General features: G+C 47.3%; 15 protein-coding genes. 14 read left to right on the top strand and 1 reads right to left on the bottom strand.

All coding sequences use genetic code 11. The annotated features are described in order from the left end of the window. Positions 1-40 precede the first annotated feature (40 nt). The 10 genes from AC6I3O_RS24020 (at position 41) to AC6I3O_RS23975 (ending at position 9,517) form a co-directional block, all read left to right on the top strand. On the top strand, positions 41-793 hold the full coding sequence (locus AC6I3O_RS24020; protein WP_497853033.1) for a hypothetical protein: 753 nt from the start codon (positions 41-43) through the stop codon (positions 791-793). A 17-nt stretch (positions 794-810) separates the two neighbouring features. Next, entirely contained in the window at positions 811-1,242 is a 432-nt protein-coding gene (locus AC6I3O_RS24015; RefSeq protein WP_497853032.1) for a hypothetical protein, read from the top strand. After that, complete coding sequence (locus AC6I3O_RS24010; protein ID WP_497853031.1) at positions 1,239-1,973, top strand: type IV pilus modification PilV family protein; 735 nt, start codon at positions 1,239-1,241, stop codon at positions 1,971-1,973. The genes AC6I3O_RS24015 and AC6I3O_RS24010 overlap by 4 nt, the downstream gene beginning before the upstream one ends. A gap of 128 nt (positions 1,974-2,101) precedes the next feature. Then, entirely contained in the window at positions 2,102-2,515 is a 414-nt protein-coding gene (locus tag AC6I3O_RS24005; RefSeq protein ID WP_497853030.1) for a prepilin-type N-terminal cleavage/methylation domain-containing protein, read from the top strand. 377 nt (positions 2,516-2,892) lie between these two features. Then, on the top strand, positions 2,893-3,351 hold the full coding sequence (locus AC6I3O_RS24000) for a hypothetical protein (protein WP_497853029.1): 459 nt from the start codon (positions 2,893-2,895) through the stop codon (positions 3,349-3,351). 99 nt (positions 3,352-3,450) lie between these two features. Then, on the top strand, positions 3,451-4,239 hold the full coding sequence (locus AC6I3O_RS23995) for a prepilin peptidase (protein ID WP_497853028.1): 789 nt from the start codon (positions 3,451-3,453) through the stop codon (positions 4,237-4,239). A 32-nt stretch (positions 4,240-4,271) separates the two neighbouring features. Next, positions 4,272-5,468: a type II secretion system F family protein gene (locus AC6I3O_RS23990; protein ID WP_497853027.1), complete on the top strand. Its 1,197-nt coding sequence runs from the start codon at positions 4,272-4,274 to the stop codon at positions 5,466-5,468. 105 nt (positions 5,469-5,573) lie between these two features. Continuing rightward, complete coding sequence (locus tag AC6I3O_RS23985; protein ID WP_497853026.1) at positions 5,574-7,007, top strand: type IV pilus biogenesis protein PilM; 1,434 nt, start codon at positions 5,574-5,576, stop codon at positions 7,005-7,007. Continuing rightward, on the top strand, positions 7,004-7,714 hold the full coding sequence (locus tag AC6I3O_RS23980) for a hypothetical protein (protein ID WP_497853025.1): 711 nt from the start codon (positions 7,004-7,006) through the stop codon (positions 7,712-7,714). Before AC6I3O_RS23985 ends, AC6I3O_RS23980 begins: the two co-directional genes overlap by 4 nt. Positions 7,715-7,840: 126 nt before the next feature. Beyond that, the gene (locus AC6I3O_RS23975) at positions 7,841-9,517 is read left to right on the top strand and encodes a GspE/PulE family protein (RefSeq protein ID WP_497853024.1); all 1,677 of its coding nucleotides are present in this window, start codon (positions 7,841-7,843) and stop codon (positions 9,515-9,517) included. A gap of 85 nt (positions 9,518-9,602) precedes the next feature. Here the strand turns inward: AC6I3O_RS23975 and AC6I3O_RS23970 are convergent, their stop codons facing one another. Continuing rightward, positions 9,603-10,664, bottom strand: coding sequence for a 3-isopropylmalate dehydrogenase (locus tag AC6I3O_RS23970; RefSeq protein ID WP_497853023.1), 1,062 nt, complete (start codon positions 10,662-10,664; stop codon positions 9,603-9,605). 314 nt (positions 10,665-10,978) lie between these two features. Here AC6I3O_RS23970 and AC6I3O_RS23965 point away from each other — a divergent pair, with 314 nt between their 5' ends. The 4 genes from AC6I3O_RS23965 to AC6I3O_RS23950 all read left to right on the top strand — a co-directional run bounded on the left by AC6I3O_RS23965 (position 10,979) and on the right by AC6I3O_RS23950 (position 15,179). Next, positions 10,979-11,998 carry a zinc-dependent alcohol dehydrogenase gene (locus AC6I3O_RS23965; RefSeq protein WP_497853022.1) on the top strand — a complete coding sequence of 340 codons (1,020 nt, stop codon included), beginning with the start codon at positions 10,979-10,981 and terminating at the stop codon, positions 11,996-11,998. A 301-nt stretch (positions 11,999-12,299) separates the two neighbouring features. Next, complete coding sequence (locus AC6I3O_RS23960; RefSeq protein WP_497853021.1) at positions 12,300-12,524, top strand: hypothetical protein; 225 nt, start codon at positions 12,300-12,302, stop codon at positions 12,522-12,524. 159 nt (positions 12,525-12,683) lie between these two features. After that, entirely contained in the window at positions 12,684-13,664 is a 981-nt protein-coding gene (locus AC6I3O_RS23955; protein WP_497853020.1) for a helix-turn-helix transcriptional regulator, read from the top strand. Between the two features lie 39 nt (positions 13,665-13,703). Beyond that, the gene (locus tag AC6I3O_RS23950) at positions 13,704-15,179 is read left to right on the top strand and encodes a CapA family protein (RefSeq protein WP_497853019.1); all 1,476 of its coding nucleotides are present in this window, start codon (positions 13,704-13,706) and stop codon (positions 15,177-15,179) included. Positions 15,180-15,224 lie beyond the last annotated feature (45 nt).

The raw sequence follows: 15,224 nt of genomic DNA, 5'->3' as shown, positions 1-15,224 counted from the left end.
CGGACTTCGTCCAACAAAGTTTGAAGAAATGGAGGGTGATATGGTACGGCAGAATAGAGACATTTATTTCAAGAATAGAGTAGAGTCTAAAAAAGGCTCTACGCTCGTAATCGTTGTCTGCGTATCTGCCTTTTTAATGGCATTCGCCCTAGCCATGCTTTACACGTCTGGTCTGCTTCTGTCCCGCGCCAACCGGCGTCTGGAGCAGGAGCGCAGCTATCAGCTTGCACAGAGCTTCGCAAAGGCATTGGAGCAGGAGTTAAAGGCGGATTATGATAAACCGGAAAATGCACCTGAGAATAGTTTTTACCGTTATGTGTACAATTTCCTGGAAGGAAGATATGGGGAATATGACCCGGACCATCCGGACGAAACCATTTTCCACTATACGGCGGCTCTGCCGGATGGAGTAGACACGGAGAAATACGGCACAATCAAGGTGGTCATGTACAAGGAGGCAAATCAAGACCAGGATGCGGAGATGTCTGGTGAACTTGTGAAAGACCAGAGTGTTGACGACGTCCTGAATAACGGGATTGCCCGTTATACCTTCACGGTGGAAGTGACCGCAGAAGTGGGAGGGGTTTCCTACAGCTACAGCACGGTATACCAGCAGATGGCGACTTATGAGGTGAGCTTTAAACACGATGGCAAAAATATCCTATGGGACGGCAGTTGGCATGAGTATCTGTCAAGTCCGGAATATATTGTTGATTGGGAGAAGGGAAATATCCAGTACGAATACCAGTCTGACAAGATTACCCACTGCGAGTTTGCTAATGCCCATGAGTAAAAAATCAGGAGGGAATCATGAAGATATATAGAATTCATTCTGGAGCGGGAGAGTCGCTGGTGGAGGTAACGGTCAGCGCCGTAATCTTTTTAATAATGATGGCAGTCCTGCAAGGTTCGATTTCGTTCTGTACAAATGCACAGCACAAGAGTGAGGAAATTCGACAGGAGAACGCGGAGATTTGTCGGAACCTACAGTCGGCGTCCTACATTCCTGGCGCAGAAAACATGACTTATTTATTCAAAGCTACAACAGCAGACGGAGAAACACCGGGAGCAGAAGCAGCGGTGCTCTTTCGCATCGCCGTAGAACTAGGAACGAAAGAAGTAACATATCTGGATGCAGACGGAACGCCAAAGACGACGACATTTTACCTGTTTGGAGCATCTGATGCGAAGGGGACAGGAGAGGCAGGCGGAACGGAAGATACAGGAGGTGATGCCCCTTGAGGGCGCTGCAAAGGCTTAGAAGATATAGAAAGTCTGGCACGAGTCTGGTGGAGATGGTCGTTACGCTGTTGGTCTTTGGCATCATGATGACGATGATGGTTGGAGTTTTAAGCCCCGCCGCAAAAATATTTGTCCGAATACAAAAGCTGCAATACGCACAGATTATCTTGGATAATACCATACAAGAACTAAGGGGAATGACCAGAGACGCAACCGGATATATAAAAATCTATGAGAAATGCGGCGAAACGGATCGAATCGCAGACCAGACTGGGGCACAGAGCGGACAGGGATTAGAGTTTGTCAATGAGGATGGCTATGTCATGCTGATTTCCACGGAAGGCTGTCCTGACACAGGCATATACAGGGGAAGTCAGCTCCTCAGTACGGTGAACCCCGGCGATGTACCGGCAGGAAGGCTGTTTGCAAGATACTATGTCCGTGAGAAGGATGGAAAATATCACTATGAGGATACTTCCGGTCATCCCATTGCCAGAGCCGTAAACAGTATATTTACCGACAGATATTATATGGGAAATTATTTGGAGATTACATTTTCCTACCCTTCAGGAACTAGCCCGGATGGGAAGGTAGATTATCTGGAAGCAGAAGTCAGGCTCTATAGCGATGCTGAAAAAAATGAGATGGTAGTAAAAGAAAGTGTGGTTCTGGACTTACGGTATCACGTAAATCGTCAAGATAGAGTGACAGCCGACAGAGCTTCATTATAATATCGAAAACTAAGGATAAATCCATCCCGTAAACGAATCCCGGACAGGACGACGGGGAGTGTGAAGGATGTTGGTTTATAAATGTAACTATTAATGAAGTAAGACTCAAAAAAGAAAAGAGAAGGAGAATGAAGAAAATGATGAGGAGTTTGAAGAAAAACAGGAAAAAGGGGTTTACCCTTGTGGAATTGATTGTGGTATTGGTAATACTGGCAATATTGGCGGCATTGCTGATTCCGGCGTTGACGGGGTATATTGATAAGGCGAAGAAAAAGCAGGTTGTGGCGGAGACGAGAGCGTGTGTTATAGCTGCGCAAACGTTGGCAGATGAACAATATGCTCAAGGTAATGACCTTAATGATACTAATGTGCCGCCAACTGATGTGAGAGATTTAGCGGAGGTAAAAGCAACGCCTAAAATTTCGTATTCAGGTGGAAAAGTAAGTGTACTGGAATATGAAGATGGAGGTTTAACATGTACATATAAATTAGATTGGGGAACAGAAAAAACCACTGATGGAAAATATAATGTTTCGGAATAATGTTATCGATATAGGTTATATCAATATTATTGTATTATTTCTCAATATAATTTTAGTGCAAATAATTGCACTTGGATTCAAAAGGAATAGCAAAGCCTTTTATTAAATTGAAATTTTTCCAGTACCCAGGCAGTTCGGGACGGTCCTTCCCCCAAGCGCGGCATAAAAGGGCGTCCTTAGCGGAGGCGAAATCCACTGCTTACGGAGACTTAGGAACGAAGGCTCTCCTGAGTTCCTTAGTCGGAGTTAGCAGTTAGTTCGCCGGAGCGTTGCCCAGCCGCGTTTGGGGGAAGGACCGTCCCGAACTGCCGTCCCTGGAACCATCCCCCCAATTACACCCCAATTACACCAAAACAACCTCAAAAAAGGACTCAATCATGCTAAAACCCCTATTTACCCCCCAACCGGCAGATGAAAAACAATCTGCCAACCGGCTCCCCCAAGCACTAGCCATCCTCCTACTCATCCTGACAACCATAGTCGCCGCCATCCCCGGCGTCTTACACATCATGCACCGCGCCGACGCCCAAGTCGCGCTCGGCAACGCCAAATCCTTGCGGATGGCATTAGATGCAACTGCCACAGCGTATTACGGTTCCAACCAACCTTTCTGCGACACATCCTCTATAGGAGGCGTCACAGAAGAAGTCTGGCGTCAGGTAATAACCGACAGCAAAGTCCCAGGTGATTTCTGGATACTGCAAATGGATAAGAACGGCTACGAAGTACAGCGCTTCTACTATCAAGAAGGCGATTTTACAGTAACATTTTGCAGAAAGCCGCTTACCTATGAAGTTTTCTATCAGCAGGAAATAATTCAGACCGACAGACGTTAAAATATTAGAATTCATTCTTGCAGCAATACATTGGCTTAATATTTAGCTATATGATAAAATATCTGCAATTCATCAGTCATAGAAGGGGAATAGAATCAAATGTTGACAGTACTAATCGGAATACTATACTTGTTTCGCTTTATATTCGGCGCATGCATTTTCAGTTTTTTAACAGTAGTAATCTATCGCCTCCCCAAAGGGGAGAATATCGTATACGGCCGCAGCCATTGCCCCGGCTGCGGCAGGACGCTGAGCGCGGGAGAACTAATCCCGTGCATCAGCTACCTTGTCCAAGGCGGAAAATGTCTTGGCTGTGGAATGAAGATATCAAAACAATACTTCCTGACAGAATGTCTGGGAGGAATCGCATTTATTTTAAGCAGCGCATATTTTGGCAGCGGCGAGTCAGGCTTTCTGTCACTGAGAGGCTGGATTGCCTTCATCTATATGGGAATCCTGACCGTCGTTGCATTTATAGATTGGAATACAAAGATCATCTACGATCGTTTTCATATAGCAATCGTCCTATTAGGAATCGCGGCAGTCTGGCTGTTCCCGGAACATACGCTGACAGACCGGCTGCTCGGAGCCGTAATCATATCAGCGCCCATGCTGATTCTGTCATTATTAATTCCAGGCGCATTCGGCGGCGGCGATATCAAATTGATGGCGGCAAGCGGCTGGCTTCTGGGCTATAGGGCCATGATTCCGGCGATATTTATCGGAATCCTGACAGGAGGAATCTATTGCATCTGGATGCTGGCAAGAGGAAAAATGACGCGGAAGGACCGGTTTGCATTTGGACCGTTTCTGGCAATCGGCCTTGCCGCCGCATGTATTTGCGGAGACCAGATGTTAGAGTGGTATCTGTCAGTCTGGCAAATATAATCAACTTATGACAATACGAAAGGGGAGTTATTATGCCGCAATTTCGTTATCTCGCAAAAAATATGGAAGGCAAGAACCTGCGCGGCACAATGGACGCCGCAGGTGAAAGCGCATTACAGCAACAACTGAAAGAGCAAGGATTGTTCCTGGTACAGGCAAAGGATGTCACGGCGTCAAAGAGCGCCCGTAAATTTTCATCCAAGCTGCTTTCGGAATTCTGTAAGGAGTTATCTACCCTCCTTGCCTCCGGAATCAGCATTGTCCGCGCGTTGGAAATCGTTGCAGACGAGGAAGGCCTGCCTGCATATGCAAGGTCGGTCTATTTGTCCGTCCTTGCCGATTTAAGGAAGGGAACCAGCCTGTCGGAAGCTATGGAATCAAAAAAATGTTTTCCTGAGCTGATGCTGGGAATGATTCGTTCCGGCGAGGGGAGCGGTAATATTGACGCTGTGATGGAACGGCTGTCCCTTCATTACGAGCGGGAAAACAGACTGAAAAATCAGGTGAAGTCAGCGATGGCTTATCCGGCGGTGCTGCTGGTAATGTGCGTGGCGGTAGTCATTCTGATTGTGACCTTTATCCTGCCGCAGTTTGACGAATTATTTTCACAGATGGAAAGCCTTCCAGCGGTAACAGAGTGGCTGATGGCGGCGTCGGACTTCCTCGTGCATCAGTGGTATCTCGCATTACTGGCCATATTTCTATTGGCAGTCGTAGTACGGATTATTTTAAAAATCTATAAAATACGCAGAACCATTGACTGTTTGAAAATCCGTATGCCTGTAATCGGGAGACTGAATAAGATTATTTACACGGCGCGCTTTGCCAGAACTTTGAGCAGCCTGTATTCCAGCGGTATGCCGATTGTGGCGGCATTACAGACGGCGGGCAAGACCATAGGAAATGTATACGTGGAGGAGCAGTTCGAGCAGGTGGCGGTCACGGTGCGAAGCGGCACAGCGCTCTCCCAGGCGCTCAGGGAAGTAGACGGTCTTGTGCGGAAACTCGCCAGTACCATATTGATTGGAGAGGAGAGCGGGCGGCTGGATACGATGCTGGATTCCATCGCAATGACTATGGAGGAGGAAGCAGAGGCAGCCACGAAGCGTATGATGACCCTGCTTGAACCCATATTGATTTGCCTGATGGCAGTCGTAGTAGGATTTATTATCATAGCGGTCATGCTCCCGATTTATGAGTCTTACGGAGCGATCGAAGGCTCGGCGTAAGCATGGAGCGAAAAGCGGACCAAGAGGACAAGAGAAAGTCTGGCACAGGAAATTTGGCCATGAATATAGAATAGAAAATGCAATTTACAGAGAGGGGAGAATAAAATGGGGCAGACTGTCATCGTATTTCAGGAAGATTGTATATTGACGGCGGCAGGCAGGGAAGGAAAATATCCGGCGCTCACAGAGGCAGACCGGTTCGATTTGCAAGGACAGGGGGATTCGTTCGACCGGTGGAGGCAGGCTTTAGAAAAGCTGGAGGCAAGGCATAATCCAGAGCAGGTGCGGCTCGTACTGCCGGCGGGCTTATGCGTGACCAGAGTCTTGCAGCTTCCTTACGGCAAGGGAAAGCAGTTAGCGGAAATGGCGGCAAGGGAGGTACGTGAGAATTTCCGTAATGAGATTACAGACTATTCGATTGTCCGCCGGGAAAACAAAATCGGTGTGGACATCTGCGCAGGCGGTGCGGAGCAGGGTAATCTGGAAAGATTTCTGCATATTTGCGAAGAAACAGGGCTTCGTGTCAATGGCATCACCGTTCCTCTGGAAGGGTATCTCAAGATCATGCAGCATTTGGAACATTTTTATAAGAGGACTGGAATTTACCTTTTCTTCGAGGCTGGGAGCATGACAAGTATCCTTTGCCAGAAAGGGCAGTATCTCTATTCCAGCCGTACACGCCTGTTCAGTGAGCCGGGAACGCTGGATTATGGGACGGAGATTGTGAGAAGTATCTCCGGTATCATCCAGTTTTACGCAGGGCGCAGCCAGGAGGAACCGATTACCGAGGTATGCTATGGAGGATGTCCGGATGAAGACTTTGAGGTAAGCGTGGAAGGAATCCGAACCCTGAACCTGAACGTATCCCCCATGGTCATCGACCCGAAGATTTCCGTGCCGGGGCGGGAGAAGGCATCGGATTGGATTCCCTGTATCGGAGCGTTGATGCGAAGTACAAGGAAAGAAAAGCAGATTGACCTTATGAGCGCCGGACGTAAATCCGAGGAACAGGGCGGACAATGGGATATCGGCAGACATTTGGTAATGCCGGGCGTTGTTTTCCTGACCTGCGCGATTCTGACCGGAGGAATTGCGGCGGCGAACCGGATTGTCAGTGCAAAGAACCTGACAAAACAGGAATGGATTGACAGAGTCCGCCGGGAAGGAACTTACCAGAAGGCCCAGGAGTTGGAATCACAGCTTATGGCGGTGGAAAATGGAATCGTTTCCGTGGAGCTGCTGAACCAAAACCTGTCTTCTTATCCGGAGTTTTCGGGCGGTGTGCTGCGCACGATTGAAGGAGTAGGAGGAAGCCAGATTGGACTTTTAATAACGGATTATGATGTGGAGACAGGGACTTTGACCTTCGACGCCAACAGTCTGGCGGTGATTGACGTGTCTGGGTATATTTTGCGGCTTCAGGAAACAGGGCTGTTCCACACGGTAGATTATACGGGGTATACGTTTGAAGACGGCTGGTATACATTGTCGCTGTCATGTACGATGGAAGGCAAGGTATACGGGGGAGGTGCGCAATGAGGCTGACGGATAAAGATATACTGCTGCTGAAACTGGCAGTAAGCATCCTGACCGTATTTCTGATGGTACGGTTTTTGATTATGCCGGGAATTGGGCGTTATCAAGAATATATATTAGAGGGCAAAGAACTAGATGGGACGATTGAGGAAATGCAGTCTGCCATTGATGGAATTCCTGAGTTGGAGCAGGAGATTGAAGAACGTAAAAGAGAGCTTACGGACATTTCCGCAAAATATTATGATCTCATGGAGAACCGGCAGGTGGATGAACTGCTGACAGGGATTGCCCTGGATGCGGGACTGTTCCCGGTGTCCCTGTCTATTGGGGAGGCGAAAGGGGAGATAACTGGGCCTTACCTTTATGGAAAGATTTCCGGAGGAATGGATGTCCCTGTGCAGGAAGGAGAAGACAGTTCAGAAGGAGAGACAGGAAGAATAGATGGGGAGAATGGCAATACGGACAGAGAAGGCAGAACGGATGGATATATCCTGACCGTCAACTGTACGATGGTCTTGCAGGGAAGTCCGACTCAAGTATATCAGTTTATAGACGATATCGCTCATAATTATCCCGCAGTCCAGATTCGCGCCATGCATATAAGTGAACGGACATATCTGGATACGGAATGGAATGTAGTGGAACAGCCGGAGGCCAGTTTTGAATTAGCTGTGTATATGCATGGCAGCATCGGGCAGCTAAATAATTAAATTGTAAACGAATGATATCTTGCATTTGACGCGGATGGCGGCAGACGAACTATTTTTGGATTGGAGCAAAAGGAGACAGGACATCTTGTAAAGGATGTGAAAAGAAGTGGGAAGGGGAATCGAGGCTTGAGGACGAATCTGAGGATTGGGGAAATATTAGAAGAAAGAGGATATGTAGACGCCCGGCAGATGCAGGAGGCGCTTGCCTACCAGAAAGAACACCGGGATAAGCGGGTCGGGCAGATTTTGATAGAACTGAATTTTGTGACAGAGCAGCAGGTATTGGAGGCTTTGGCAAGCAGGTTAGAGTTGGAAATCGTGGATGTGGCGTCCCAGCAGGTAGACTTGGAGGCGGTTGCCATGGTCAATAAAGAACTGGCGGAAAAGAATCTGTTCCTTCCGCTGAGTGTGACAAATCGGACAATGGTTCTTGTGACGAATGACCCGCTGAATTATTTTGCTTTGGAAGAGGTGCGCCAGCAGACCGGATGTTACCTGCAGATTCTTTTAAGCGAAGAGAAACCCCTCAGGCAGGCTATTTCCTATTATTTTGCCGAGGTAGGGGCGAAACAGGCGGCGACTGAGGCAAATGCCGGGTTCGGTGCGGATGATTTCGATGATCTAGACCTTACGGAACTGGAAAATGTAGAGGAGGAAGCTCCTATCATCCATCTGTTGAACAGCCTTGTGGAGCGCGCAATCAAGAGTAATGCCAGCGATATCCATATAGAACCCTTTGAGCGTGAGACGAAGGTAAGGATGCGGATTGACGGTGTGATTCTGGAATATGTGGCAATCCAGAGAAATGTCCACCAGCCGTTGATTGCCCGGATTAAAATCATGGCAAATCTGGATATCGCTGAGAAGAGAATCCCGCAGGACGGTCATTTCCGTGTAAGGACGGAGAGTGGGTATGTCAACATCCGTGTATCCCTGATGCCTACCGTGTTCGGGGAAAAGGCGGTGCTTCGTCTGCTTACTTCCTCGGGACAGTTGGATTATCCGGATCAGTTTGGCATGGATGCGGACAGTTATGGGAAATTCTTTCCGATGCTGAACAGCAGCAATGGGATTATCTATATTACAGGACCCACAGGAAGCGGGAAGTCTACGACATTGTATATGGTGCTTGAGTATCTGTCCGGGCGGATGCTGAATATTGCCACGATAGAAGACCCTGTAGAGAAAAATGTGCCAGGTATCAACCAGACACAGGTGAATCCAGTGGCGGGGATGACATTTGAGACTGGGCTTCGCGCATTGCTGCGTCAGGACCCGGATGTTATTATGGTTGGCGAGACGCGGGACGGGGAGACGGCGGGGATTTCTGTGCGCGCGGCGATTACCGGGCATGTGGTCTTGAGTACACTGCATACCAACAGTGCGGCTTCCAGTATTGTACGTCTGGAGGATATGGGAGTAGAGACGTATCTGGTTGCGAATTCGCTGGTGGGCGTCGTTGCCCAGAGGCTCATGCGGAAAGTATGTCCCCATTGTGCGCAGGAGATGGAGACGACAGCAGAAGAGAGGGATTTCCTTGGGGAGGAGATAGAGACTGTGTGGAGAGGAAGGGGATGCGCCCACTGCAACAACACGGGGTACAGGGGACGTATTGCCGTGCATGAGATTTTCACCGTAGACGCCGTACTGCGCCGAATGATTAGCGGCCATGCGACCATGGAGGAAATCGAGAATTATGCCAGGGAACACCAGCAGATGCGTACTCTGAAAGAGAATGGGGTGCGGCTGGTGGCGGATGGGGTCACTACGATTGAGGAATTGATGAAAATTGCTTATGAATAGGAATCATATTTGAGGACAGGGCGGTATTGTAAAATACTGCCCCGTCCTTGGATAAATCGAATGTATTTTATTTATAACCCTTTATTTATAACCCGTAATGTTCATACATATGGGCGAGATATTCTTCATCTTCGGTGATTCGCTTTATATCGTCTATAAGATTATTGTTGATGAGACGCTGAATCAGAGAAGCAAAGCGTTTTTCAGTCTTTTTGCAAGCATTTTTTTGCACTTCTGCAGCTTGAGATTTGAATTTTTCTTCCTGGGATTTGAATTTTTCTTCCTGGGATTTAAATTTTTCTTCCTGGGATTTGAATTTTTCTTCCTGGGATTTGAATTTTTCCTCCTGGGCTTTGAGTTTCTTTTCCTGGGCTTTTAGCTTTTTTTCCTGAACTTTGAACTTTTTCTCCTGAGCCTTTAGCTTTTCTTCCTGAGCTTTCAGCTTTTCTTCGTGCTCCTGAAATTCATCCGCAAATATTTCTTTGAATGCATCACATACCATGACCCTTGCCTCCTTCATCGTCTTAGGATTTGCCCGCATGATCAGATCCATTGCCGCCTGATACAGGATGGATTGCTTATGCATATTATAATCTCGGATTATGCATTCCGTATCCGCATTCACTTCCAAATTGTGCCTAAGGCTGTTAAGCCATCGGTTTTCATCCGGAGAGAGCTGATTGATTAATATAATCTGCATAGGAATAGGATCGTTATGCAGCCAATAGATACCAGCCTCCCTCTGTTCAACATAGATACCCCGCTCTTGTTCCAGCAGCTTTATCATTTTTTTTGGATAATGGCTGCATACAAAAGTCAGTGACACATCCATCATGGATATGGAATGTACCCTGTCCGTATTGGACTGGTATAGGCATGCATAGCCATATGCTTTGTAAAAATCATCGATGCTCAGATAATCATCCGGGCTTTTGTATTCTATTAGGTTATGTTTTCGGAAAATCTTTCCAATATTCTTTTGTATCGGCGTATCGTCTGATTCCATAATAACAAGAGTGTCAATCCTCAACGGTTTCTTATACAACTCGTGTTCTGAATAGAATCTCAGACGTGCAGATTCTCCCTGAAGTTCAATCTGGAGCGCTGCGTGAAAGCCGTCATGCCATTGTAAAGCCTCATCTGCCATTCACTACCTCCATTATATTCAATTATCGGCCCATACGCAAGACGTCAGCGTCAATTTTATTCAATCATGGGAATCACCTGCACTTTCCGGATTCATACACAAATCGGATAATTCCTGACGAATGTCAGATATGAAAATAAGATTATCTTGATCGTTGAACATTTTTAATGAATGTACTATAACATATTTTTCACTATTATACAATCGTTTCTGCGAACTTTAAATGAAAATAAGAAATCATTTCAAAAGATAACAAATATTGTTATAATGAAGTTAATATGTCAAAATATATGTATTAAGGAGAGGATAAGACGATGTTAGCAGTAGTAAAAGAACAGGCCGGACCGGGATTTGCGGTGAAAGACGTACCATATCCGGTATTGCGGGAGGATGATGTCATTATTAAAGTAAGATCCGTTGGAATCTGCGGGACAGACGGTCCCATACTCGCCGGAACCCGTGAAGTGCCATGGCCTTTGATTCCGGGGCATGAATTTGCCGGAGACGTGGTGGAGACAGGTTCCCGCGTGAAACATCTGAAAGTGGGCGATCGTGTGACTCCGTGTATCGTTATTGGATGCGGAGACTGTGACATGTGTATTGAAGGGAAGGAAGTACTCTGCGACAATCTGGTGGAAACCGGGATTCATGTGGACGGCGCATTTGCAGAATATGTGAGGGTTCCGGCCAAAGTCTGCCGGAAGATGCGGGATACCACGACCTATGACCAGGGCGCGTCCGTAGATCCGATTGCATCCGCTTACCGTACCGTCAAGGCGTCTTCTATCACTTCTAAGGATGTCTGCGTTGTATACGGTCCAGGACCGATTGGGCTTTACGCCGTGCAGTTAATCAAACTGCGAGGTGCGAAAATGATAATCTGTGTCGGTACAGACGTAGACAGCCAGCGTCTTGAACTGGCAAAGGAACTGGGGGCGGATATTACAATCAATGCATCCAAGGAGAATCCGGTGGAGCGGGTACGCGAGATTACGGGAGGACGGATGGCGGATTACGTTCAGGATTGCGTCGGTGTGCCGGGAATTCCGGTTGCGGCAATGAATATGCTGAAAAAAGGCGGTACTTATGCAGTTACCGGGCTGTATCACAGCCTGCCGGAGGTTGACCTTGGGAAAGTAGTGAGGAGCGAGATTCACATTTACGGGACAATCTGCTATACAAGACAGGAGTTTGAGGAATGTCTGAATTTTGTGGAAGACGGACGAGTGAAGGTAGAACCGCTGATTACCCATCATTTCCCACTCAGGGAGATGGAACAGGCATTTGCCGTGATGCAGTCGAAACAGTGTATGAAGATTATTATGCATCCGTAGGCGCTGGAGTTGGTTAGGCGGCTTATGCTCAATGATTTTAGAGGGGGTTATGACTCATTTGAGGCATAGCCCCCTCTATTTGAATGCTTCATGCATGATGCATCCTTAAAAAGTATTTGGATGTGGAGATTTTTGGACATCCAGTTTGGTAGACTGATAGAGAACCGAGGAAAATACGAAAACAGGAGGTGCATAGTATGAAGGGTTATTTTGTAGCGGATGGTTATATGGGATATGTGAATGGAAGCTATCTTCTGTTTGCAGATGAAAGTGATTATCGTGAATTTTTGGAGGAAGAATAATGAGAGAGGTTATCGGTTCCGTATATGATTATAGATGCGCAAATGATTTGAATATGTTCGGGCAGGTGGTTGGTTTCCTGTTCCGGCAGGAGGCGGACAAGGAGGAGAAGACAGAGTTTGAATTGTCCGGGCTGATTGCAGAAGAACTGGAAGTGATGGGGCGAAGAGAGCGGAGGGCAGTTATGCGAAGAGCAGGGCTGAATCCGGATAAGTACGACTTCTGATAGAGGGTATTCCCCTTGCGGGCGGGTGGACTTCGTCCATAAAGGTATACCCACAGGGCATCCCGTAATTCATGCCCCTGACGGGGCGGGTGGACTTCGTCCATAAAGGTATGCTATAATATTGTGGAACAAGTATGAGGTGCGGAGGGAAGTCAGTTCATGGCAGTTTCACAGGTAAAGCTAAGGACACTCTATATCATGAAGATGCTTCTGGAGAAAACAGACGAGAAATATACAATGTCTGCGGCGGATATTGACACTGCATTGCGTGATTATGGGATGTCAGCGGACCGGAAGACGGTGTATAATGACATTGAGACGTTAAGGGAATTCGGGATGGACGTACTGCAGGTGAAGGGAACGAACGGCGGCTATTACATTGGAAGCCGGAAGTTTGAGCTTCCGGAGCTTAAACTTCTGGTGGACGCAGTACAGGCTTCAAAGTTCATCAGCCGGAAAAAGTCGGAAGAGTTAATCCGGAAGTTGGAAAGCCTGGCGAGCGAACATGACGCCAGACAGCTCCAGAGAAATGTATTTATCTATAACCGCCCTAAGACCGGCAATGAGACGATATATTACAATGTAGATCAGATACATACGGCAATCCTTGAGAACAGGCAGATTCAGTATCAGTATGCAGAATGGACTGTAAGGAAGGAGTTAAAGCCAAAGAAACAAGGGGCTGTCTATACGGTAAGCCCATGGTCGCTGACATGGGACGACGCGAATTATTATCTGATTGCATACGACGAGAAAGCAGACTGTATGAAGCATTACCGTGTGGATAAGATGCAGCGGGCATGTGTGACGGAGCGGGAACGTATCGGAAAAGAAAGGTTTCAGGATTTCGATCTAGTTGAATTCTCCAAGAAAACTTTTTCTATGTACGGCGGGCATGACGAAGAGGTTACGCTTCAATGCGGGAATGAGTTGGTCGGAGTGATTCTTGACAGGTTTGGAACGGATGTGATGATAATACCTGCGGATGACGGTCAATTTCGGGTACGCGTTCTTGTGGCGGTCAGCCCACAGTTTTTTGGATGGGTGACAGGGATTGGGAGCGGGATTCGGATTACCGGACCAGGAATGGTACAAAAGGAATACCGGGAGTATCTCAAAGAGATTTTGCAGGGATATTGACGGGTGTGTTCCATTAAGGTTTAAGGCAGGGGAAAAATAATGGAAAATAGGCAGCATACGGAAAAGCGCAAGGGAAAGAATACGCCCCAGAATCGTCGTCATTATGTGAGCCTGAGAGAACGTAGAAGAAGGAGACGGCGCAGGCAGATCATTCTTCGTGCTGCGGCGGCCTGCGGAACGATAGTATTGGTCATCTTGGGTGTTTCGCTATTCATGGTATTGGGCCGGCACGATAAGAAAGCGCCTGAGAAGCCTGAGGATGAGAATGCGAAGCTTTTAGAACAGTATTATGCAGATTTTATAGCGGATGCAGGGGGAACAGAAAAAAAGAAGACGGGATTTTCCTCATGGTTTCTTGAAAATTGCGGGGAAGATGCATGGAAGAAAATTTCCGGAAAACTTGGAGGGGCAAGCTTAAAGGAAACGGATTTTTATGAGATAACAGGAAAGACGCTGCATGTCCTTTCCGATATGTATCAGGGTCGGCTAAAAGATGAAAAGACCGCCGCAAAGCATCACATTTACATAAGGGAAAACGGGGAAAAGAAAGCGGCAGGCCTGCTGATTGCGGGAGATATCTGTCTTGAAGAGGATGATTTTGTCATAGACTATTATGACGAAGTGCAGGAACTTAATCAGTGTATCTCCCCTGAGATTTTACAGCGTACCAATGAAGCGGATGTGTTCTTGCTGAATCACGAATATTGCATCAGCGACAGGGGCGAGCCGCTGGAAGGCAAATACTATACATTCCGTGCAGACCCGAAACGGATGAAGCTGATTGAGGAGTTGGGGACGGATATGGTTTCATTGGCGAATAACCATGTCTATGACTTCGGGGCAGATGCATTTTCGGACACCATGGAGCTTCTTTTACAGAGCGGAATTCCTTATGTGGGAGGAGGACATGATATAGAGGAAGCAAAACAGCCGGTCTACTTCGTGGCAAATGGCGTGAAGATTGGTTTTGTGGCGGCTTCCCGGGCAGAGAAGACACGCTACACCCCTCAGGCAGAAGAGGACGCGCCCGGAGTGCTTCTGATGTATGAGTCGGAGGAATTTGCAGAAGTGATAGAGAAAGCCTCTCTTGCGTGCGATTATCTGATTGCGTATGTCCACTGGGGAACAGAAGATTCCAACCAGTTTGAGGATTATCAGCATGACCAGGCGGAAGTATTGCTGGATAGCGGGGCAGATATGATTATCGGAAGCCATCCCCATGTGCTGCAGGGGATAGAATTTATAAAAGGCAAGCCTGTCATATACAGTATGGGGGACTTCTGGTTCAACGGCGAAACAAAATACACTGGGCTTTTGGATATTAAAGTGACGGGAGAGGGACTGTCTGGGATATCATTCGTCCCATGCCGGCAGACGGAGTATACGACAAGATATCTGGCGGAAAAAGAAGAGCAGAGAGAATTGTATGATTATCTGGAAGAACTGTCGGTGGGGGTAAAGATTGGGGACGGAGGAGAGATTCAGGAAGAGAGTCATGGAGGATTTGACAGATAGAAATGGCGAGGGAGAAAAGGAGGATTCCAGTCCTTATCTCCCTCG

The sequence above is a fragment of the Sporofaciens sp. St.21A7 genome, from assembly GCF_059728535.1.
Note: the sequence above shows the minus strand (reverse complement) of the source record. Positions and strands in the feature narration are given on the sequence as shown.

Excerpts from the sequence above, each read along its gene's own strand:
- AC6I3O_RS24020 (WP_497853033.1), top strand. The coding sequence starts at position 41 with ATGGTACGGCAGAATAGAGACATTTATTTCAAGAATAGAGTAGAGTCT.
- AC6I3O_RS24015 (WP_497853032.1), top strand. The coding sequence starts at position 811 with ATGAAGATATATAGAATTCATTCTGGAGCGGGAGAGTCGCTGGTGGAG.
- AC6I3O_RS24005 (WP_497853030.1), top strand. The coding sequence starts at position 2,102 with ATGAAGAAAATGATGAGGAGTTTGAAGAAAAACAGGAAAAAGGGGTTT.
- AC6I3O_RS24000 (WP_497853029.1), top strand. The coding sequence starts at position 2,893 with ATGCTAAAACCCCTATTTACCCCCCAACCGGCAGATGAAAAACAATCT.
- AC6I3O_RS23995 (WP_497853028.1), top strand. The coding sequence starts at position 3,451 with ATGTTGACAGTACTAATCGGAATACTATACTTGTTTCGCTTTATATTC.
- AC6I3O_RS23990 (WP_497853027.1), top strand. The coding sequence starts at position 4,272 with ATGCCGCAATTTCGTTATCTCGCAAAAAATATGGAAGGCAAGAACCTG.
- AC6I3O_RS23985 (WP_497853026.1), top strand. The coding sequence starts at position 5,574 with ATGGGGCAGACTGTCATCGTATTTCAGGAAGATTGTATATTGACGGCG.
- AC6I3O_RS23980 (WP_497853025.1), top strand. The coding sequence starts at position 7,004 with ATGAGGCTGACGGATAAAGATATACTGCTGCTGAAACTGGCAGTAAGC.
- AC6I3O_RS23970 (WP_497853023.1), bottom strand. The coding sequence starts at position 10,664 with ATGGCAGATGAGGCTTTACAATGGCATGACGGCTTTCACGCAGCGCTC.
- AC6I3O_RS23965 (WP_497853022.1), top strand. The coding sequence starts at position 10,979 with ATGTTAGCAGTAGTAAAAGAACAGGCCGGACCGGGATTTGCGGTGAAA.
- AC6I3O_RS23960 (WP_497853021.1), top strand. The coding sequence starts at position 12,300 with ATGAGAGAGGTTATCGGTTCCGTATATGATTATAGATGCGCAAATGAT.
- AC6I3O_RS23955 (WP_497853020.1), top strand. The coding sequence starts at position 12,684 with ATGGCAGTTTCACAGGTAAAGCTAAGGACACTCTATATCATGAAGATG.
- AC6I3O_RS23950 (WP_497853019.1), top strand. The coding sequence starts at position 13,704 with ATGGAAAATAGGCAGCATACGGAAAAGCGCAAGGGAAAGAATACGCCC.